The organism is Streptomyces sp. WG5 (assembly GCF_049974565.1).
Classification (GTDB): domain Bacteria; phylum Actinomycetota; class Actinomycetes; order Streptomycetales; family Streptomycetaceae; genus Streptomyces.
In genome coordinates, this window is sequence record NZ_JBNGGC010000003.1 from 302,049 (window position 1) to 322,850 (window position 20,802).

Here is a 20,802-nt window from a genome sequence, read left to right on the forward strand (position 1 = left end):
GCTACGTTCCCGGCGGAGCGCGGCGGGCACATCCCTCGATCGGATCAACCGATGGTCATACCGTGACCGGCCGGGGTGTTCCTCAGGCCTCGAACGGACGCGCCGGCCACGGCGCCTGCGCCGGGCGGAGGGTGTCGAGCCCCTCGCCCCGCTCCGCCGCGACCAGCGACAGCACGCCCACGACCAGGCAGTTGTTGTGCAGCTCACCCGCGAGCACGCCCCGCACCAGCTCCGCGACGGGCACCCGCGTCAGCTCCATGTCGGCCTCTTCGTCCTCGACCTCGAAGCGCTCGCCGTCGGCCTCGGACAGGTTGCGGGCGAGGAAGATCCGTACGGCCTCGTCGCAGCCGCCGGGGGTGGTGTAGACGTCGGTCAGCACCCGCCAGTCCTCGGCCTTGACGTGCGCCTCCTCGTACAGCTCGCGCTGCGCGGCGTGCAGCGGGTTCTCGCCCGGGACGTCGAGCAGGCCGGCCGGGATCTCCCACAGCTTCTGGCGCACGGGGTGCCGGTACTGCCGGATGACCAGCACCCGCCCCTCGTCGTCCAGGGCGAGGACGGCCACCGAACCGGGGTGGACCTGGTAGTCGCGGGTCACCACCGAGCCGTCGGGCATGACCACGTCGTCCGTGCGGACGGAGGTCTTCTTGCCCCGGAAGGGCGTCGCGGTGCCCCGGACCTCCCACTCCTCGGGGATGTCCCTGATCGTGCTGCCCGTCATACCTGACCTGCCCTTCCAGACGTACGCGAAAAGCCGGGGCACGCGCTGTCGAATGCGCGCGCCCCGGCCACCGTACAACCGGTGTGTTACTTCGACTTCGCCGTCTTCCGCTCGACCGCGGCCTTGACCAGCCCGGCGAAGAGCGGGTGCGGGCGGGTCGGGCGCGAGCGCAGCTCCGGGTGGGCCTGCGTGGCGACCAGGTAGGGGTGGACGTCGCGCGGGTACTCGACGTACTCGACGAGCTTGCCGTCCGGGGAGGTGCCCGAGAAGACGATGCCCGTCTTCTTCTCCAGCTCCGCGCGGTAGGTGTTGTTCACCTCGTAGCGGTGGCGGTGCCGCTCCTCGACGTACTCCTTGCCGTCGTACACCTCGCGCACGATGGAGCCCTCGGCCAGCTTGGCCGGGTACATGCCGAGCCGCATCGTGCCGCCCATGTCGCCCTCACCGGCCACGATGTCCAGCTGCTCGGCCATCGTGGAGATGACCGGGTGGCCGGTGGCCGGGTCGAACTCGGTGGAGTTGGCGTCCGTGATGCCGGCCAGGTTGCGCGCGGCCTCGACCACGATGCACTGCAGGCCCAGGCAGAGGCCGAGGAGCGGGATCCTGTTCTCGCGGGCGTACTTGATCGCGCCGACCTTGCCCAGCACACCGCGGTCGCCGAAGCCGCCCGGGATGCAGATGGCGTCGACGTCGCCGAGCTGCGCCTTGGCGCCGGCCGGGGTCTTGCAGTCGTCGGACGTGACCCACTTGATCTTCACGCGGGCCTTGTTGGCGAAGCCGCCCGCGCGCAGCGCCTCGGTGACCGACAGGTAGGCGTCGGGCAGGTCGATGTACTTACCGACCAGGGCCATGGTGATCTCGTGGTCGGGGTTGTGGACGCGGTCGAGCAGGTCGTCCCAGGTCGTCCAGTCCACGTCGCGGAACGGCAGGTCCAGCTTGCGGACCACGTAGGCGTCCAGGCCCTCGGTGTGGACGACCTTGGGGATGTCGTAGATCGAACGGGCGTCGGGGCAGGCCACCACGGCGGCCTCGTCGACGTCGCACATCAGGGAGATCTTGCGCTTGATCGCGGTCGGAACCTCGCGGTCGCAGCGCAGCACGATCGCGTCCGGCTGGATACCGATGTTGCGCAGCGCCGCGACCGAGTGCTGGGTCGGCTTCGTCTTCAGCTCGCCCGACGGGCCGATGTACGGCAGGAGCGAGATGTGGACCACGAAGACGTTGTCGCGGCCGACCTCGTGCCGCACCTGGCGGACGGTCTCCAGGAACGGCAGCGACTCGATGTCGCCGACCGTGCCGCCGACCTCGGTGATCACGACGTCCACCTCGTCCGTCGCCATGCGGCGGATGCGGTGCTTGATCTCGTTGGTGATGTGCGGGATGACCTGGACCGTGTCGCCCAGGTACTCGCCGCGCCGCTCCTTGGCGATCACCGTGGAGTACACCTGGCCGGTGGTGACGTTGGCGGAGCCGTCGAGGTCGCGGTCGAGGAAACGCTCGTAGTGGCCGATGTCCAGGTCGGTCTCGGCGCCGTCGTTGGTGACGAACACCTCACCGTGCTGGAAGGGGTTCATCGTGCCAGGGTCGACATTGAGGTACGGGTCGAGCTTCTGCATCACGACGCGCAGACCCCGTGCCTTGAGCAGCATGCCGAGGCTGGAGGCGGTCAGCCCCTTGCCGAGCGAGGAGGCGACACCCCCGGTGACGAAGATGTGCTTGGTCGTCGAGGATTTGGGCGGCATGGCCAAAGGGGGGCTCCCGTGGTCGCGGTCTGGGGTGCTGTGCGCTCGTCGTCCGACCCGGTCGTACCGGGGTGCCGTCGGCGGCGCCGTCGCTGCGGTTCCGGGGTTTTTCTCCCACCGGTCCACGGGCTACCAGCGTATCAGCGCCTCGGGGCGGCGGCTTCCGGCCACCCTCCGCGCACGCTCCGGCACTCGGACGCGCGGCTCACCGTTTCCTCACCCGTTGGTCACCCTTTCGGCGGACCCGGGTTCTCCGGAGCGGCACACAGATCATCTACGTGCGTCGTATCCTGCTCGGACGTTCGCTGCCGAGCCCGCCCGGCGACATGGCACCACCCCTCGCCCGTCAGCACCGGAACAACGAGAGCTCGTCAGTTCGTTGAGCGACAATGGTCGCTCGCGGCACAGCGTTGGCGACAATTGTCGTGTGCGGCGCAGCGTTTGGCCTCGCGGCCGGACGGCTGCTTTGCTTCATGACTCAACGACGCAAGACACACCCCCTTGACCGCACCAGCGACCGCCCCCATGCGGGGTGACGTGGCCGTTCGACTGGAGTTGCACGTGGCCGGGCGCATCGAAGACTACGCACTCATCGGAGACATGCAGACCGCTGCCCTGGTCTGCCGGGACGGCACAGTCGACTGGCTGTGCCTGCCCCGCTTCGACTCGCATGCCATCTTCGCCGGTCTGCTGGGCACCGGGGAACACGGCTTCTGGCGGATGGGCCCCGCGTACGCCCCCGGCGCCGAGCCGCCCACCGCGTCCCGGCGGACCTACCGCGGCGACTCGCTGATCCTGGAGTCCGAGTGGGACACCCCGCGCGGCACCGTCCGGGTGACCGATTTCATGCCGCCGCGCGACGGCGCGCCGCAGCTGATCCGGATCGTGGAGGGCGTCTCCGGCCGGGTGCCGATGCGCTCGGAGCTGCGGATGCGGTTCAGCTACGGCCGCGTCGTCCCCTGGGTGCACAAGCACGAGGGCCGCACGGTGGCCGTCGCGGGCCCCGACTCCGTGTGGTTCGACACGGAGGCCGAGACCTACGGCAAGGCGCTCACCACGTACGCGGACTTCACGGTCGCTCCGGGTGACCGGATCGCGTTCACCATCTCGTGGGAGCCCTCGCACAAGGAGCCGCCGCCGCTGCCGGAGCCGGAGCAGTCGCTGGAGGCGACGGAGGACTTCTGGCGCGACTGGGTCGAGCACTGCACGTACCACGGGCCCTACCGGGAGGCCGTGGTCCGCTCCCTGATCACGCTGAAGGCCCTGACGTACGCCCCCACCGGCGGCATCGTCGCCGCGCCCACCACCTCCCTGCCGGAGGACATCGGCGGCGTCCGCAACTGGGACTACCGCTACACCTGGCTGCGCGACGCGGCGATCACCCTCTCCTCGCTGCTGCGCACCGGCTACCGCGAGGAGGCCCGCGCCTGGCGCGAGTGGCTGCTGCGCGCGGTCGCCGGCGACCCGGAGAACCTGCAGATCATGTACGGCATCGCCGGCGAGCGCGAACTCGGCGAGGCGGAACTGGACTGGCTGCCCGGCTACGAGGGCTCCACGCCGGTCCGGGTCGGCAACGGCGCGGCGCACCAGCTCCAGCTGGACGTCTACGGCGAGGTCACCGAGGCCCTGCACCTGGGCCACATGACGGGCCTGGCCCGCAACGACTACGCCTCGGTGCTCCAGCTCAAGCTGATCCGCTACCTGGAGGACCACTGGCAGGAGCCGGACGAGGGCATCTGGGAGGTGCGCGGCCCGCGCCGCCACTTCGTGCACTCCAAGGTGATGGCCTGGGTCGCCGTCGACCGCACCATCAAGCTCATCGAGTCCGGCGACGCGGACGGCCCGCTGGAGCGCTGGAAGCAGCTGCGCGACGACATCCACCGCGACGTGTGCGAGAAGGGCTACGACAAGGAACGCAACACCTTCACGCAGTCCTACGGCTCCCAGGAACTGGACGCCTCGCTGCTGCTGATCCCCCAGATGGGCTTCCTGCCGCCGGACGACAAGCGGGTCATCGGCACCATCGAGGCCATCCAGCGTGAGCTGTCCACGTCGGACGGCTTCATCCTGCGCTACCCGACGGAGGGCGGCGACGAGGGCGTCGACGGCCTGCCCGGCGACGAGGGCGCCTTCCTCGCCTGCTCGTTCTGGATGGCCGACGACCTGGCGATGATCGGCCGGGTGGACGAGGCCAGGAAGCTCTTCGAGAAGCTCCTGTCGCTGCGCAACGACCTGGGCCTGCTCGCCGAGGAGTGGGACCCGCGCCTGCAGCGCCAGGTCGGCAACTTCCCGCAGGCCTTCAGCCACGTGCCCCTGATCGACACGGCACTTCGGCTCACGGCGAGCGGGGCGTACGGGGGCTGAGACGGCCGCCGCCGCGGGCACCGTGCCGACCCGGGGGCACGGTGCCCGCAGCGGCGACCCCCGGCGCCGGGCCGTGCGACCCACCCGGCTCACGCCCACGCCGGGCAGCCGGCACGCACCGGGCGACTCGACCCACCGCCCCCACCCCCGGGTACCGTCCGCTGCATGAACACCCCCAGCGCACCCCCGCCCTCGGGGATCACCGTGCAGCGCGCCCTGGAGCTCCCCGGCCTCCGCAGCGGCCTGCCGGAGATCCTCGCCGGCGCCGACCGCCTGCACCGCACCGTGCGCTGGGTCCACGCCGGCGAGGTACCCCACATCGCCTCCCTCCTCAAGGGCGGCGAACTCCTCCTGACCACGGGCTACGGCCTCGGCACCCGCCCCGCCGAGCAGCGCGCCTTCGTCCGCACCCTCGCCGAGCGCGGCATCGCCGCCCTGGTCGTGGAACTCGGCCCGCGCTTCGCGAAACTCCCCGCGGCCCTCGTGGACACCGCCCGCACGGCCGGCCTCCCGCTCGTCCAGCTGCACCGCGAGGTGCCGTTCGTGACGGTCACCGAGGAGATCCACACCGAGATCGTCAACGGCCACTACGCGCTGCTCCAGCGTGCCGAGGAGGTGCACCGCCGCTGCACGGAGGCTCTGCTCGGCGGCGGCGGAGTGCCTCAGGTGCTCGGCATCCTGGCCGGCTTCGGCGGCAATCCCGTCTTCCTGGAGACCACCGACGGCCGTCTGCTGTACGCCGCCGGCCCCGGTCCCGAGGGCGCCGACCCGCTCCAGGTCTGGGAGGGACTGCGCGGCCCCCACAAGGACGCCCCGCCCCCGGCGGGCTCGGTCCTGGTGGACGTGCCCGGCGGCGGCCCCGGCGCCGGGCCGGTACGCGCCCGGCTCGTCCTGCTGCCCGTGCGGTCCCCGCTCGCGCCGGTGCACCGGATGGCGGCGGAGCGGGCGGCCGGCATCCTCGCCGTGGTGCTGATGCAGGCGCGGCAGGAGGAGGAACTGGCGGCGCGCGGGCGCGGCGACTTCCTCACCGACCTCGCCGAGGGCCGGATCACCGCGGAGGACGCCCCTGCGCAGGCCCGCGTCCTGGGCTTCAGACCGGGCGCCGGCCCGCTGCTCCCCGTGGTGATGCGGCTCGGCGACACCCTGTCCCCGGCCGGCGGCGGCTGGGCGGTGCTGGCGCGCGCGGTCGCCGAGGAACTGGCCTCGGTCGGGGTGCCGGCCCTGCTGGGCGTACGGCCGGTCGAGGGGCGGGTGCCGCTCCTGCTGGGCCTGCGCTCGGAGCCGGAGCGGGCGGCGGTCGCGGACCGGGTCGCGGCGGCGCTGCGGGCGGGCGTGGAACGGGCCGGGATGCGGCAGCCGGGGGCGCGGCCGCCCGTCGTGGTCGTCGGCGTGGCCGGCGGCTGGGCGGCGGCGTCGGCGGGCCTGAGGCACGCGGCGGAGACGGCGACCGCGGCCCAGGGCCTCACCGACCGGCCCTGGTACGACGCCCGGCGCCTCGACATCGACCTGCTGCTGTGGCGGCTGCGTGACCATCCGGACCTCGCGGCCTTCGTGGACCGGGCGATCGGTCCCCTCCGCGACCACGACAGCCGTTCCAAGCCGCCCCTGCTGCCCACCCTCCAGACGTACCTGGCACACGCGGGCCGCAAGGCGGAGACGGCGCGGGAACTCCACCTCAACCGGCAGACGCTGTACAACCGGCTGGCGAGGATCGGGGAGTTGCTCGGCACGGACCTCGACGACCCGCAGACCGTCCTGGCGTTGAGCCTCGCCCTGCGGGCGCGCCACCACCTGCCCTGACGGAGCGCGCCTAGAGCAGTGGCGTGGGCTGCGTCAGCTCGTCGTAGACACTGAGGACCTGGGCGACGGTCTCGTCCTCGGTCGGCCAAGTGGCCGCCTGCCGTACGCCCCTGTCCTGCAGCTCCTCGCACCGCCCGGGTTCGGCGAGCAGCCGGACGACGGCGGCCGCGAGGGCCTCCGCGTCCCCGGCCGGGACGAGTTCGGCGGCGTCGCCGACGAGCTCGGGGATGCCGCCCACGTCGCTCGCGACGAGCGGCACGCGCGCGTGGAGGGCCTCCTGGGCGAGGACGGAGCGCGCCTCGCGACGGCTCGGCAGCAGGGCGAGATCGGCCGCCCCCAGCAGGTCGGTGATGTCGTCGCGGCTGCCGATGAGCACCACCGGGAGCTCCTCGTTCTCGATCCGCCGCTGCAACTCCCCGCGCAGCGGGCCCTCCCCGGCCACGACGACGAGCGGTACCGGATCGAGGTGGCGCCACGCGCGCGCGGCGTCGAGCAGGACGTCGTACCCCCGGTGCCGCTCCAGGGAACCGACCGCGATCAGCAAGGGGCGGCCGACGGCGCCGAGTTCGGCCCGGACCTTCGGGGGCCGTCGGTCGGGGTCGTCGGGCTCGCCCGTCCGGCAGGGCCGCGCGGGGAGCGCGACGGGGCCGAGCCGGGCGTCCCGCGCGCCCGTCCGCCGCGCCCGGTCGACCAGCTCCGAGGTGGCGCCGAGCACCACGGCGGCGGCCTTCAACACCCGTCGTTCCAGCACGCGCAGCAGTTGGGCGCGCGCCCCCTCGGCAGGAGCCCGGTCGTGCCAGGTGACGACGAGCGGGGTACGGACCCGCCGTCCGCCGAGGGCCAGCGCGGCACGGAACGAGGCGTGCAGCCCGTGCGCGTGCACCAGGTCGGCGTCCGAGCACACCGCCCGCAGGGCGGCCACGGAGACGGGATCGCTGCTGCGCGGCACATGCACGTGGCCGGCCCCGGCGCCCGTGAAGTCGTAGGTGCGTTCCGCCTCGGAGGGGGCGCACACCGTCACTTTCACGCCCCGTGCGACGAGCCCCGCGGCCAGGGAGCGCACGTGTGCGCTGCTGCCGGCGTTGCCACCGCCCAGCACCTGCACGGTGCGCAGCGGCGACTGGCCGTGCGGTGAGTGGCTGCTCACAGGGGTCACGTGGCCGGGAACTCCTGGTTCGGCGGGGAACGGTCACGAAGAACGTACAGAAGGACGGTGCGGAGGGGACGCGCCGCGCGGTTCCTGCGCGTCACTCCGTCAAGGATGCCAGGCCGTACGGGTGTTCCGGGAACGACGGCCCTCGCGAACGGGGACCGTCGGGGCAACGGGACAAGGCCAGTTCACTCACACGAGTGAGCGTGCTGCCTCGCTCACCTTCTCCCCGCACGACGCCGCGGCGACGAGTGCCACGGCGTGCGCGGCGAGCCCCGCCCGTCCGTTCCCGGCCGCCACCGCGACACCCAGGGCCGCGCCCAGTGCGTGCGCTCCCGTGTCACCGAGCATCGTGCGCTCGGCGAGGTCGTCGAGCGGTACGGCCGCGGCGGCCCCCATGGCGGCGGAGGCGGCCGCCTCCGCCCCGGGGCCCTTGCGCGGCAGCCCCGGCGCCCCGAGCGCGAGGACCGACGCGCCGGCCGGCCCCGGGCGTACGTCCAAGAGGTCGACGACGTGCGCGGCCCCGGCGACGACGACACCCGCGAGCACCTTGTCCAGGGGCCGTTCCTTCAGCACCGCGCCCGCGGCGAGCCCGGCCGCGGAGATCCCGGACAGCTTCACCGCCCCGCCGGTGACCTCGCCGTCCCGCAACGCCGACAGATGCGCCCGGAACCCGCGCCGCGGATCCCCGGCGCCCACCGCGTCGTCGTAGGCCCCGCAGGCCCCGGCGGCGAGCACGGCGAACCCTGCGGCGGGCCGCACCCGCGCCGCCGCCGCCACGGCGCACGCGGGTCCGGCGTACAGATCCACGGTCCGTCCGGCGTGGTTCTTCCGCTCCCAGCGTTCCCGGCCGCCCGGGGCCGTGGCGCGCAGCGCGGTCAGGCCGGTCCGCACGAGGGCGGCGGCGAGGACGAAGGAGGAGCCGGTCCGGCGACTGAGGGCGACCATCCGGCCACCCTACGGGCGCGGGCAGCGCCCCTACGCGTCCGCCCTGGCCGTCGCGAGCAGTTCCTCCGCGTGTGCCCGGGCCGTCTCCGAGTCCTCCTGGCCGGCCAGCATCCGGGACAGCTCCCGGATCCGCTCCTCGCCCTCCAGCACCTTCACACCGGACCGGGTCACCGACCCGTCGTTCGTCTTCTCCACGAGCAGCTGCCGGTCCGCGAACGCCGCCACCTGCGGCAGATGCGTGACGACCACGACCTGCGCGCTCTTCGCCAGCCGCGCCAGGCGCCGCCCGATCTCCACCGCCGCCTTGCCGCCGACACCGGCGTCGACCTCGTCGAAGAGGTACGTCGGCACCGGGTCCGTACCCGCGAACACGACCTCCACGGCCAGCATCACGCGCGACAGCTCACCGCCGGACGCACCCTTGGCGATCGGCCGCGGCGGCGCCCCCGGATGCGGGGCGAGCAGCAGCTCGACCTCGTCGGCGCCCGACGGCCCGTACGCGACCGTGCGTCCGCCGACCTCCACGCCGTCCGGGTCCTCGGTCTGCCTGATCTCGAACGACACGCGCGCGTGCGGCATGGCGAGCGAGGCCAGCTCGGCCGTCACCGCGGCGGCGAACCGCTCGGCCGCCTCCGTCCGCGCGTCGGTCAGGGCCTGCGCCAGCCCGCCCAGCTCCGCCCGGAGCGCGTCCCGCTCGGCGGTCAGCTCGCCGATCCGCTCGTCGTCGCCGTCCAGCTCGGTCAGCCGCGCGGCGCTCTGCTCGGCCCAGGACAGCACGGCCGCGACGTCCTCGCCGTACTTCCGCGTCAGCGCGGTCAGCGCGGCCCGCCGCTCCTCGACCGCCGCCAGCCGCAGCGGGTCGGCGTCCAGGTCGTCGGCGTACCCGGCGAGGTCCCCGGCCACGTCGCGCAGCAGGATCCCGACCTCGCCGATCCGCTCGGCGAGCGAGGCCAGCGCCGGGTCGTACGACCGTACGGCGTCCAGGGCCCGCTGGGCGCCCGCGACGAGCGTCGCCGCGTCCACACCCTCGGGGTCCTCGGGATTGCCCGCCAGGGCGGCGTGGGCGGCCGTGGCGGCCGACGCGAGCGCCTCGGCGTGGCCCAGCCGCTCCGCCTCCTGCGCCAGCTCCACGTCCTCACCGGCGCGCGGCTCGACCGCCGACACCTCGTCGAGGCCGTAGCGCAGCAGATCGGCCTCCTGGGCGCGCTCACGCGCGCGCGTGGTGATCTCCTCCAGCTCGGTGGCGACGGCCCGCAGCCGCCGGTAGGCCCCGGCGTACTTGGCGAGCGGTCCGGCGACCGCGTCTCCCGCGTACCGGTCCAGTGCCTGCCGCTGCCGGGACAGTTTGAGCAGCCCCTGCTGGTCGGTCTGCCCGTGCACGGCCACCAGTTCGTCGGCCAGCTCGGCGAGCACCCCCACGGGCACGGACCGCCCGCCGAGATGCGCGCGCGACCGCCCCTCGGCGGACACGGTACGGCTGATCAGCAGCGCCCCGTCGTCCAGCTCGGCCCCGGCCTCCTCGGCCCGGACGGCGACCGCGGCGTCCCCGGGCACAGCGATACGCCCTTCGACGACCGCGTTCTTCGCCCCGATCCGCACGAGCGCCGCGTCCGCGCGTCCGCCCAGCAGCAGCCCAAGGCTGGTGACCACCATGGTCTTGCCGGCACCCGTCTCACCGGTGACAGCGGTGAACCCGGACGACAGCTCGACAACGGCGTCGTCGATGACTCCGAGCGACCGTATCCGCATCTCCTCAAGCACGGACACGACCATACGAGGTCGAGGGCAGGGCGCGCACACAGGCCGTCCATGTCGCCCCGGGGACCGGGTGCCGCTCAGGGGCCCGGAACGTGCTGCTGACGGCCGAGCCGCGGGGCGCGGCCGGCCACGGACGGCCCGCGGCCGGGACTCGGCGAAACCACCCCATCGTGTCCGCTAGTGCGGCGCCCCGCGCCACCCGGACACCGGCAACGCGAACTTCGCCACCAGCCGGTCCGTGAACGAAGCGTGGTGCAACCGGGCCAGCCGGACCGGCACCGCACCCCGCCGCACCTCCACCCGCGCCCCCGGCGGCAACTCCACCGTCCGCCGCCCGTCGCACCACAGGACCCCCGGCGGGATGTGCGGCAGCACCTCCACCACGAGCACCGAGTCCGGCGAGGTCACCAGCGGCTTCGCGAACAGCGCGTGCGCGCTGATCGGCACCATCAGCAGCGCCTCGACCTCGGGCCACACCACCGGCCCCCCGGCCGAGAAGGCGTACGCCGTCGACCCGGTCGGCGTCGACAGCACGATTCCGTCGCAGCCGAACCCGGTCACCGGCCGGCCGTCGATCTCCAGCACGACTTCCAGCAGCTTCTCGGCGCCGGCCTTCTGCACGGCCGCCTCGTTCAGCGCCCAGTCGGTGTGCACGATGTCGCCGTTGCGGTGCACGACGACGTCGACGGTCATCCGCTCCTCGACCTCGTACGCCCGGTTCACCACCCGGTCGACGACCTTGTCGAGGTCGTCGCGCTCGGCCTCCGCGAGGAACCCGACCCGGCCGAGGTTGACGCCGAGCATCGGCACTCCGGACGCGCGGGCGAACTCGGCGCCGCGCAGCAGCGTCCCGTCACCGCCCAGCACGATGAGCAGCTCGCACCCGTCGAGGCACTGCGGGGTGGCCTCCCCGACCAGGTCCACCTCGTCGGGCAGCGGCAGGTCGCGCGCCTCGGCCTCCAGGACGCGCACGCCGAGCCCGGCGTGCAGCAGCCCCTTGACCACGAGCTCCGCGCTGCGGATGGCGGCGGGACGCCCGGTGTGGGCGAGCAGGAAAACAGTACGCGCTCGGTTCTGTGTCAACTCGGCCCCTCCGCCACTGCACGGTCAACGTCGGCCGGGTCCAGTTCGTCGGCCCCGGCCCGCAGCCACAGAAAATACTCGACGTTTCCGGAGGGACCGGGCAGCGGACTGGCGGTGACCCCCTTCACTCCGAGTCCCAGCCCCCAGGCCGTCCGGGCGACTCCCCGTACGGCCTCGGCCCGCAGCTGCGCGCTGCGTACCACTCCGCCGCTGCCCAGCCGCTCCTTGCCCACCTCGAACTGCGGCTTCACCATCATCACCAGGTCGGCGCCCGGCCGTGTGCAGCGCACCAGCGCGGGCAGCACCAGCCCGAGCGGGATGAAGGACAGGTCCCCCACGACAAGGTCCACGGGCTCCCCGTCGATCGCGTCCAACGTCAACTCGCGTACGTTCGTACGGTCCTTGACGGTGACGCGTTCATCCTGCTGGAGAGTCCAGGCGAGTTGTCCGTATCCGACGTCGACGGCGACGACGTGCGCGACGCCCGCCCGCAGCAGTACGTCGGTGAAGCCTCCGGTGGACGCGCCGGCGTCCAGCGCCCGCCGCCCCTCGACGACGAGCCCCTCGGGGACGAACACCGACAGGGCACCGGCCAGCTTGTGGCCGCCGCGCGAGACGTAGTCCGGGTCGCTGTCGTCGGCGCTCACCACGATCGCGGCAGCGGTCTCCACCTGGGTGGCGGGCTTGGTCGCGGCGATCTTGCCGACGGTGACCCGCCCGGCGGCGATCAGCTGGCTCGCGTGCTCGCGCGAGCGCGCCAGCTTGCGGCGGACCAGCTCCGCGTCGAGACGGCGGCGTGCGACTCCTGCCACGTTCGGTTCAGCTCCTGTGCTCGTACGGCGAATCGGTCTCGTGGCCGGAGGGGCCACGTCGGGGGTGGGCGGTCGGGTGACGGTCGGGAGCCGGCGGCCCCGGACTGGCGTCGAGCGCGGTCAGCGCGTCGCGCAGCCCCCGGTGCACATCCTCGTACACCTCGACGTGTCCGTCCGTGGCCAGGTGGTCGGCGTCCGCCAGCCGCGCCAGCCGGGCGTCCACCTCGGCGTTCCCGGTGGGGGCGCGGGGGACGTCCAGGGGGGCGGGCGCGGCGGGCTCGTACGCGGGGCGTGCCTCCTCCGTCTCCCGGGGCTCCGGTACTGCGTCGCTCATGCCCCGACGCTACCGCGTACCGCTGAGGTACGGTCGGTCCCGATGGCGACGACTGAGGAGTGCCGCGCCGCACTCGAAAAGCTCTCGGACACCATGCGGGGCGCCGAAGGGGACGTGCGGTCGGCCACCGAGCTGGACCGCTCGGTGAGCTGTCACATCACCGACCTGGACGTCACCTTCGCCGGACGCATGGCGGACGGCCGGATCGACGTACGCGAGACCCTGGACGGGCCGCCGCGCGAGAGGGCCGAGATCAGGCTGGCGATGACCGGCGACGACCTGGTGGCGCTGGTCGACGGCGAGCTGAACTTCGCCAAGGCCTGGGGATCGGGCCGGGTGAAGCTGGAGGCGGGCCTGCGGGACCTGTTCCGCCTCAGGAAGCTTCTGTAGCCGCCACCTTCTCGCGCTGGGCGCCGCCCCCGCCCCGCGCCTTGCGCGCGGCCGGCACCACCAGCGGCGTACCCGTCTCCGGGTCGTCGATGACCTGGCAGCCGAGCCCGAAGACGCGCTCGACGAGTTCGGCCGTGACGATGTCCTTCGGCGCGCCCTGCGCGATGACCTCCCCGCCGCGCAGGGCGATGAGGTGGGTGGCGTAGCGGGCGGCGTGGTTGAGGTCGTGCAGGACGGCCACGAGCGTGCGGCCCTGCTCCTCGTGGAGTTCCGCGCACAGGTCGAGGACGTCGATCTGGTGCTGGATGTCCAGGTACGTCGTCGGCTCGTCGAGCAGCAGCAGCGGGGTCTGCTGGGCGAGCGCCATGGCGATCCACACGCGCTGGCGCTGACCGCCGGAGAGCTCGTCGACGTAGCGGTCGGCGAGTTCGGAGATGCCGGTCTGGGCCATCGACTCCTGGACGACCCGTTCGTCCTCCGTCGACCACTGGCGCAGGAGGCCCTGGTGCGGGTAGCGGCCGCGGCCGACGAGGTCGCCGACGGTGATGCCGTCGGGCGCGATGGACGACTGCGGCAGCAGGCCGAGGGTCCGCGCGACCTGCTTGGCGGGCATCGACTGGATCACCGACCCGTCGAGCAGCACGCGGCCCCGGGTGGGCTTGAGCATCCGTGACAGGGCGCGCAGCAGGGTGGACTTGCCGCAGGCGTTCGGGCCGACGATCACGGTGAAGGAGTTGTCGGGTATCTCCACCGACAGTTTCTCCGCGATGACCCGCTGGTCGTAGGCGAGGGTGACGTTTTCGGCGGTCAGGCGGTTCACGTTGCTCCTTTGGTTGTCCAGCCCGCTGCGGATACCGGCGCCGGCGCTCATATCCGGCCGGCCTTGCGCTCGGTGACCAGCAGCCACAGCAGGTAGACGCCGCCGAGCACGCCGGTGACCACGCCGACGGGCAGCTGGTCGGCGCCGAAGGCGCGCTGCGAGACGAAGTCGGCGCTGACCAGCAGGGCGGCGCCCATGCACAGGGACGGCAGCAGGTTGGGGCCCGGCGAACGGGTCAGGCGGCGGGCGAGCTGCGGCGCGGTGAGCGCGACGAAGCTGACCGGGCCCGCGGCGGCGGTGGCCGCGGCCGTGAGCAGCACGGCGGCCACCATCAGCAGCGCCCGCACACGCTCGACGCGCACTCCGAGGGCGTACGAGACGTCGTCGCCCATCTCCATCATCCGCAGCGCCCGCCCGTTGGTGAGAACGAGCGGGACGAGTACGGCACACAGTCCGAGCAGGGGCCAGACCTGGCCCCAGTCGCGGCCGTCGAGGGACCCGGTCATCCAGACGACGGCGCGGGAGGCGTCGACGATGTCGGCCCGGGTGAGCAGGTAGCCGTTGACCGCCGTGACGATCGCGGACATGCCGATACCGACCAGGACGAGCCGGTAACCGTGCACGCCCCGCTTCCAGGCGAGCAGGTAGATGGCGAGGCCGGTCACCAGGCCGCCCACGAGCGCGCCGACGGTGACCTGGGTCGAGCCGCCGGAGAACAGGACGATCATGGTGAGGGCGCCGGCCGTCGCCCCCTGGCCGAGGCCGAGCACGTCCGGGCTGCCGAGCGGGTTGCGCGAGATGGCCTGGAACAGCGCGCCGCCCAGCCCGAGCGCGGCGCCGACCAGCAGTCCGACCAGAACCCGCGGCAGCCGCAGTTCGTTGACGATGAACTCCTGGCCGGCGTTGCCCTCGCCGACCAGGGTCTTCAGCACGTCGCCGACCGGTATCGGAAAGTCGCCGGTGCCGATCAGCACGACGCTCGCGGCGAGCGCGACGACCAGCAGCAGGACGACGACGAGCACGGTCCGGATGTCGAGGCGGAACGAGAGCCCGCCCGGGCTTCGCACGGCCCGGGTGGTCTTCGCGGTCTTCGCGGTCTTCACAGCTGGGCCGTCCTCCGCCGTCGTACGAGATAGATGAAGACCGGCCCGCCCAGGACGGCGGTGACGATGCCGACCTGGAGCTCCGAGGGCCGGGCGACGATCCGGCCGAGGACGTCCGCGCCCAGCAGCAGCACGGGCGACAGGATCGCGGCGTACGGCAGGATCCAGCGCATGTCGGGCCCGGTGAAGGAGCGGACGATGTGCGGGACCATCAGTCCGACGAACACGATCGGTCCGCAGGCGGCGGTCGCGGCCCCGCACAGCACGGTCGCCGCGAGCATGGACAGCGCCCGGGTGCGGTTGAGGTTGGCGCCGAGGGCCCTGGCCGTGTCGTCGCCCATCTCCATGGCGTTGAGCGGCCGGGAGAGCGCGAGGGCGAGGACCGTGCCCGCCACGAAGAACGGCAGCACCTCCTTGATGGTGCCGTTCGTCGCCGAGGAGAGCGAACCGACCGTCCAGAAGCGCATCCTGCCCAGCGCCGCGTCGTCCATGATCATCACGGCTTGGAGGTAGCCGAAGAGCGCGGCGCTGATCGCGGTGCCGGCCAGCACCAGCCGCACCGGCGTGGCCCCCCGGCTGCCGCCCAGGAACCAGACCAGCGCGCCGACCCCCGCCGCACCGGCGAAGGCGAACCACACATACCCGGTCAGGGAGGTGACGCCGAAGAAGGTGATGGCCGTGACGACCGCCGCGGAGGCACCCGCGTTGATACCGAGCAGGCCGGGATCGGCCAGCGGGTTGCGGGTGAGCGCCTGCAGTACGGCTCCCGCGAGGCCGAGCGCGGCGCCGGCGAGCAGACCGAGCACGGTCCGCGACAGCCGCTCGCCGACCACGACGTCGCCGTACGTGCCCGAGTCGTGGAACAGGCCGTGCCAGACCTGTGCCAGCGACAGGTCCTTCGCGCCGATCGCGATGCTCGCCAACGCGACGAGCACCAGGACCGCTGCGGAGACGGGCAGCCCGACGGCACGCAGGACACGGCGCTTCGGGGGCGGCGCGGGGGCGGTCTCCGCGCGCTGTTCGGGGGGACTGTCGACCAACACGCAGTTAGGTTAGCCTACCCTGCCAACCGATCTCGATCCCGTGGATCATCCCCCGCACCCCCGAGGCCCGGCCCCGGCTCCTTCCCCGTACGACGGCTCACAACCCCAGTCGCGCCAACGCCTTTCCCGGATCGAGCTCGCACCCTGCTTCCCCGCCCGCGGTCCAGGCCGCCGCGCACAGCGCACGCAAGCCGTCCAGTACCGCGCCCTCGCCCTCCAGCCGCAGCCGCTCCTCGCCGGCCGTGGCGGTCCAGCCGCCGCAGCGGAACCCGGCGCCCCCGTCCCCGTCGCCCGTGACCTCCGGCTGCCCGGTGAGCAGCCCGCGCAGATCGGCGTCGACATACGTCGGCCGGTGCTGGGGCGGCGCCGCCAGCAGGTGGGCGCCGTCGGTCACTCCGGTGAGAACGAGCAGCGAGTCGACCTCCCCGTTGAACGCGCCCTCGATGTCCGTGTCCAGCCGGTCGCCCACCACCAAGGGCCGCTGCGCGCCGGTCCGCAGGATGGTCTCGCGGTGCATGGGGGGCAACGGCTTCCCCGCGACCTGCGGATCGGCTCCGGTGGCGATCCGTACGACCTCCACCGCCGCGCCGTTGCCCGGTGCGATGCCCCGGGCGCCGGGGATCGTCAGGTCGGTGTTGGAGGCGTACCAGGGCACGCCGCGCGCGATCGCGTAGCAGGCCTCGGCGAACCGCCCCCACGGCAGCTCCGGCCCGCCGAATCCCTGCACGACCGCCGCCGGATCGTCCTCCGCCGACTCCACCGGCTCCAGGCCGCGCTCACGCAGCGCCACCCGCAGCCCCTCGCCGCCGATCACCAGCACCCGGGCGCCCGACGGCACCTGCTCGGCGATCAGCCGGGCCACCGCCTGCGCCGACGTGATGACGTCGTCGGCGCCCGTCGGTATGCCCAGCTCGGTCAGGTGCGCGGCCACCGCGTCGGGGGTCCGGAGGGCGTTGTTCGTGACGTACGCCAGACGCATGCCGCCCGCGCGGGCCGTGGCGAGCGAGTCGACCGCGTGGTCGATCGCGTTCCCCCCGGCGTACACCACACCGTCCAGGTCGAGCAGCGCCGTGTCGTACGCCTCGCTCAGGCCCCGCCCACTGCCCTCGGGCCTCGTCCTGACGCTCCGGCTCATCTGGCATCGCTCCTCGTTCGACGGTTTTCCCCCGATCATCCCCCATACCACTGACACACGTACGATGCCGGGATGAACTCTGCAGGTCTCCCGGAAGCAACGGCGCGCCGGGGCCTGGAACTCACTCCGTTCCGAGGCCTCCGCTACGACCCCGACCGGGTCGGCAGCCTGGCCGCCGTGACGTCCCCGCCCTACGACGTCGTGGTCCGCCCCGACGGCCTGCTCCACCTCGAGTCGGCCGACCCGCACAACATCGTCCGCCTGATCCTCCCCCAGGCCGCCACGCCCGAGGCGCGCAACGACCAGGCCGCCCACACCCTGCGGCGTTGGCTGGCGGAGGGCGTACTGACCGCCGACTCCGATCCTGGCCTGTACGTCTACGAACAACGCGACGGCGACGGCATGCTGCAACGCGGCATCATCGGCGCCCTCCGCGTGTCGGACCCCTCGGAACAGGTCGTCCTGCCGCACGAGGACGTCATGCCGCACGTCGTCGCCGACCGCGCGGCCCTCATGCGGGCCACCTGGGCCAACCTCGAACCCCTGCTCCTCACCTACCGCGGCAACGGCGCCACGGCGGCCACGACCACCGTGGTGGAACGTGCCGCCGAACAGCCCCCGCTTCTCGCGACGACCACGGAGGACGGCTTCCGCCACCGCCTGTGGTCGGTCACCGACCCCGGCGACCTGTCCCGCGTCCAATCCGAACTGGCCCGGCACCAGGCCCTCATCGCCGACGGCCACCACCGCTGGGCGACCTACCGCACGCTCCGCGCGGAACACCCCTCCCCCAGCCCGTGGGACCACGGCCTCGTCCTCCTGGTCGACACGGCCCGCTACCCGCTCCGGGTCCGCGCCATCCACCGCCTGCTGCACGACCTCCCGGTGCGCGACGCCGTCGCCGCCCTGGAGGGCCACTTCCGCGTCCGCCGCCTCGACGTACCGCTGGCGGAGTCCCTGGACGCCCTCGCCGAGGCGGCAGCGTCGGGAAACGCCTTCGTGCTCGCCGGCGACGGCGCCTTCCACCTCGTCGACCGACCGGACCCCGGCCTGCTGGCCCGTACGGTCCCCACCGACCGCCCCGAGGCCTGGCGCACCCTGGACGCCACCGTCCTGCACGCCACGCTCCTCGCCCACGTCTGGCACGTCCCCGACGACACCGCGGCCCACATCTCCTACATCCACGACACCGCGGCCACCGTCGAGAAGGCGGAACGCGACGGCGGTACAGCGGTACTGATGCACCCGGTCCGCGAGGAGGTCGTCCGCGACCTGGCCCGGCAGGGCGTCACCATGCCCCGCAAGTCGACGTCCTTCGGCCCGAAGCCGGCCTCGGGCCTGGTGCTGCGCGCGCTGGACCTGTGACACGGCACGACGAAGGGGCGGGACCGTGCGCCGGTCCCGCCCCTTCGTCGTCCTGCCCTGGACGCGTCAGTCCTGCTCGCCGCGCTCGTCCTCGACGGCGGGAGTCACCGCGCCGCCCTCGTCCTCGCGCTCGTCGAGGGCGTCCGTGAACTCCACGCCGTCCAGCTCGGCGAGCCGGTCGGAGGCGTCCGTGCTGCCGTCCCGGTCGGACTCCACGGCCTTCGCGAACCACTCCCGTGCTTCCGCTTCCCGGCCGGCGGCCAGCAGGGCGTCCGCGTAGGCGTACCGCAGACGTGCGGTCCACGGCTGTACGGAACTGGAGGCCAGCTCGGGGCTCTGCAGCGTCACGATGGCCGCGTCCAGCTGCCCCATGTCACGCCGGGCACCGGCCGCCACGAGCCGCATCTCGACCTGGCCGGCCTTGTCCAGCTTGTGCACCTCGGGGGCGCCGGCCATGTCCAGCGCCTTCTCCGGCCTGCCGAGCCCGCGCTCGCAGTCGGCCATGACCGGCCACAGCTCGACGGACCCGGTCATCCGCCGCGCGGCCCGGAACTCGGCCAGCGCCTCGCTGTACTTCTGGTTGGCGTACGCGGCGAACCCGCCCGCCTCCCGTACGGCGGCGACACGGGACGCCAGACGCAGAGCGATCTTGGAGTAGGCGTACGCCGCCTCCGGGTCCTCGTCGAGGAGCCGGGCGACCATCACCAGGTTCCTGGCGACATCCTCCGCGAGCGTCTTGGGCAGGCTCTGCAGCTCCTGCCGTACGTCCTTGTCGATCTCGTCGCCCGTGACCTCCTCCGGGATCGGCAGGCGCTTGATCGGCTCACGGTCACGGTCCCGCTCCTCGCGGAAACGGCCTCCGCCGCCGTGCCGGTCATCACGTCCGCGGAACCCACCGGGACGCCCGCCTCGGTCGTCGCGCCGGGGCCCACCACGTCCACCGCGGTCGTCCCGACCGCGGAAACCACCACGGTCGCCCCCGCGACTGTCCTCACGCCGACCGAAGCCGCCACGCTCACCACGGTTGTCGTCACGCCGGAAGGACGGACGGTCGCCACCACGGTCGTCGCGCCGGTCGTCACGGCGGTCATCGCGACGGAAGGGGGGACGGTCACCGCCACGGTCACCGCGGTCGTCACGACGGAAGGGGGGACGGTCGCCACCACGGTCACCGCGGTCGTCACGACGGAAGGGTGGACGGTCACCGCCACGGTCACCACGGTCGTCACGACGGAAGGAGGGGCGGTCGCCACCACGGTCATCACGGCGGAAGGGCGGACGGTCGCCACCACGGTCATCACGGCGGAACCCGCGGTCTCCGCCGCGGTCGTCACGACGGAAGGAGGGGCGGTCGCCACCACGGTCGTCACGCCGATCGTCACGACGGAAGGGGGGACGGTCGCCACCACGGTCATCGCGACGGAAGGAGGGGCGGTCGCCACCACGGTCATCACGGCGGAACCCGCGGTCTCCGCCGCGGTCGTCACGACGGTCATCCCGTCGGTCGTCACGCCGGAAGCCACCGCGCTGCCCACCACGGTCATCGCCACGGTTGTCATCACGCCGGCCGAAGCCGCCACGGTCACCACGGTCATCACGACGGAAGGGGGGACGGTCACCGCCACGGTCACCACGGTCATCACGACGGAAGGGGGGACGGTCACCGCCACGGTCACCACGGTCGTCACGACGGAAGGACGGACGGTCGCCACCACGGTCGTCACGCCGATCGTCACGACGGAAGGAGGGGCGGTCGCCACCACGGTCATCACGGCGGAACCCGCGGTCTCCGCCGCGGTCCCCGCCACGGTCGTCACGACGGTCATCCCGTCGGTCGTCACGCCGGAAGCCACCGCGCTGCCCACCACGGTCGTCACCTCGGCGGTCGTCACGACGGAACCCACCGCGCTCACCACGGTCGTTGTCGCGACGGACCCCGCCACGGTCCCCGCGCTGACCGTTCCGGTCGCCGCGGTCACCACTGTCCCGTCGCCGCTGGTCGCGCTCCGGTCGGTCGTCGGGAGAGTTGGGGGACATCGGTGACTCCTGTCTTCGGTACTGCAAGTCATTCTCGCGCAACCGGGTACCCGGTGCGCTCTGGAAAAACGAAAGGACCCTTGGTCCCCAGCTGAACGCTGGGGACCAAGGGTCCTTTCCAAAGATTGTTCGGCGGCGTCCTACTCTCCCACAGGGTCCCCCCTGCAGTACCATCGGCGCTGTAAGGCTTAGCTTCCGGG

General features: G+C 73.1%; 18 protein-coding genes and 1 rRNA gene. 5 read left to right on the top strand and 14 right to left on the bottom strand.

Going from position 1 to position 20,802, the window contains the following annotated elements:
* Nucleotides 1-82: 82 nt before the first annotated feature.
* Both ACP4IX_RS05195 and ACP4IX_RS05200 read right to left on the bottom strand, forming a co-directional pair.
* On the bottom strand, nt 83-718 hold the full coding sequence (locus ACP4IX_RS05195; RefSeq protein ID WP_426518387.1) for an NUDIX domain-containing protein: 636 nt from the start codon (nt 716-718) through the stop codon (nt 83-85).
* A gap of 86 nt (nt 719-804) precedes the next feature.
* Nucleotides 805-2,460, bottom strand: coding sequence for a CTP synthase (locus tag ACP4IX_RS05200; RefSeq protein WP_426518385.1), 1,656 nt, complete (start codon nt 2,458-2,460; stop codon nt 805-807).
* 561 nt (nt 2,461-3,021) lie between these two features.
* Here ACP4IX_RS05200 and ACP4IX_RS05205 point away from each other — a divergent pair.
* Nucleotides 3,022-4,824, top strand: a complete 1,803-nt coding sequence (locus ACP4IX_RS05205; RefSeq protein WP_426518880.1) for a glycoside hydrolase family 15 protein — start codon at nt 3,022-3,024, stop codon at nt 4,822-4,824.
* A 165-nt stretch (nt 4,825-4,989) separates the two neighbouring features.
* Nucleotides 4,990-6,624 (top strand): PucR family transcriptional regulator, encoded by a 1,635-nt coding sequence (locus ACP4IX_RS05210; protein ID WP_426518383.1) that lies wholly within the window; start codon nt 4,990-4,992, stop codon nt 6,622-6,624.
* A 10-nt stretch (nt 6,625-6,634) separates the two neighbouring features.
* Here ACP4IX_RS05210 and ACP4IX_RS05215 read toward each other — a convergent pair whose 3' ends face one another.
* The 6 genes from ACP4IX_RS05215 to ACP4IX_RS05240 form a co-directional block, all read right to left on the bottom strand.
* A complete protein-coding gene (locus ACP4IX_RS05215; protein ID WP_426554854.1) occupies nt 6,635-7,780 on the bottom strand; it encodes a glycosyltransferase family 4 protein in 1,146 nt (381 codons plus the stop codon).
* A 186-nt stretch (nt 7,781-7,966) separates the two neighbouring features.
* Nucleotides 7,967-8,722, bottom strand: coding sequence for a hypothetical protein (locus ACP4IX_RS05220; RefSeq protein WP_426554855.1), 756 nt, complete (start codon nt 8,720-8,722; stop codon nt 7,967-7,969).
* A gap of 30 nt (nt 8,723-8,752) precedes the next feature.
* Nucleotides 8,753-10,495: a DNA repair protein RecN gene (gene recN / locus ACP4IX_RS05225; RefSeq protein ID WP_426518377.1), complete on the bottom strand. Its 1,743-nt coding sequence runs from the start codon at nt 10,493-10,495 to the stop codon at nt 8,753-8,755.
* A gap of 162 nt (nt 10,496-10,657) precedes the next feature.
* Nucleotides 10,658-11,563, bottom strand: a complete 906-nt coding sequence (locus ACP4IX_RS05230; RefSeq protein ID WP_426518375.1) for an NAD kinase — start codon at nt 11,561-11,563, stop codon at nt 10,658-10,660.
* Entirely contained in the window at nt 11,560-12,375 is an 816-nt protein-coding gene (locus ACP4IX_RS05235) for a hemolysin (protein ID WP_426518373.1), read from the bottom strand. The genes ACP4IX_RS05230 and ACP4IX_RS05235 overlap by 4 nt, the downstream gene beginning before the upstream one ends.
* A 7-nt stretch (nt 12,376-12,382) precedes the next feature.
* Nucleotides 12,383-12,709, bottom strand: a complete 327-nt coding sequence (locus tag ACP4IX_RS05240) for a hypothetical protein (RefSeq protein WP_426518372.1) — start codon at nt 12,707-12,709, stop codon at nt 12,383-12,385.
* 42 nt (nt 12,710-12,751) lie between these two features.
* Between ACP4IX_RS05240 and ACP4IX_RS05245 the strand changes: the two genes are divergently transcribed.
* Complete coding sequence (locus ACP4IX_RS05245) at nt 12,752-13,099, top strand: sterol-binding protein (RefSeq protein ID WP_426518371.1); 348 nt, start codon at nt 12,752-12,754, stop codon at nt 13,097-13,099.
* Here ACP4IX_RS05245 and ACP4IX_RS05250 read toward each other — a convergent pair.
* From ACP4IX_RS05250 to ACP4IX_RS05265, 4 genes are all read right to left on the bottom strand, one after another.
* The gene (locus ACP4IX_RS05250; protein ID WP_426518369.1) at nt 13,083-13,970 is read right to left on the bottom strand and encodes an ABC transporter ATP-binding protein; all 888 of its coding nucleotides are present in this window, start codon (nt 13,968-13,970) and stop codon (nt 13,083-13,085) included. The two genes, ACP4IX_RS05245 and ACP4IX_RS05250, sit on opposite strands and share 17 nt — an antisense overlap.
* Nucleotides 13,967-15,022, bottom strand: coding sequence for a FecCD family ABC transporter permease (locus tag ACP4IX_RS05255; protein WP_426518367.1), 1,056 nt, complete (start codon nt 15,020-15,022; stop codon nt 13,967-13,969). The genes ACP4IX_RS05250 and ACP4IX_RS05255 overlap by 4 nt, the downstream gene beginning before the upstream one ends.
* On the bottom strand, nt 15,019-16,065 hold the full coding sequence (locus ACP4IX_RS05260; RefSeq protein WP_426518365.1) for a FecCD family ABC transporter permease: 1,047 nt from the start codon (nt 16,063-16,065) through the stop codon (nt 15,019-15,021). Before ACP4IX_RS05260 ends, ACP4IX_RS05255 begins: the two co-directional genes overlap by 4 nt.
* A gap of 97 nt (nt 16,066-16,162) precedes the next feature.
* Nucleotides 16,163-17,200, bottom strand: a complete 1,038-nt coding sequence (locus ACP4IX_RS05265; protein WP_426554856.1) for an HAD hydrolase-like protein — start codon at nt 17,198-17,200, stop codon at nt 16,163-16,165.
* 72 nt (nt 17,201-17,272) lie between these two features.
* Here ACP4IX_RS05265 and ACP4IX_RS05270 point away from each other — a divergent pair, with 72 nt between their 5' ends.
* On the top strand, nt 17,273-18,565 hold the full coding sequence (locus tag ACP4IX_RS05270) for a DUF1015 domain-containing protein (RefSeq protein WP_426554857.1): 1,293 nt from the start codon (nt 17,273-17,275) through the stop codon (nt 18,563-18,565).
* Nucleotides 18,566-18,631: 66 nt separating this feature from the next.
* Here the strand turns inward: ACP4IX_RS05270 and ACP4IX_RS05275 are convergent, their stop codons facing one another.
* Nucleotides 18,632-19,375: a hypothetical protein gene (locus ACP4IX_RS05275; RefSeq protein WP_426554867.1), complete on the bottom strand. Its 744-nt coding sequence runs from the start codon at nt 19,373-19,375 to the stop codon at nt 18,632-18,634.
* A gap of 57 nt (nt 19,376-19,432) precedes the next feature.
* On the opposite strand from ACP4IX_RS05275, the gene ACP4IX_RS05280 reads away from it, so the two are divergent.
* The gene (locus ACP4IX_RS05280) at nt 19,433-20,608 is read left to right on the top strand and encodes a hypothetical protein (protein WP_426554868.1); all 1,176 of its coding nucleotides are present in this window, start codon (nt 19,433-19,435) and stop codon (nt 20,606-20,608) included.
* A 121-nt stretch (nt 20,609-20,729) separates the two neighbouring features.
* Here the strand turns inward: ACP4IX_RS05280 and rrf are convergent.
* Nucleotides 20,730-20,802, bottom strand: a 5S ribosomal RNA gene (gene rrf / locus ACP4IX_RS05285); the annotation flags it as partial.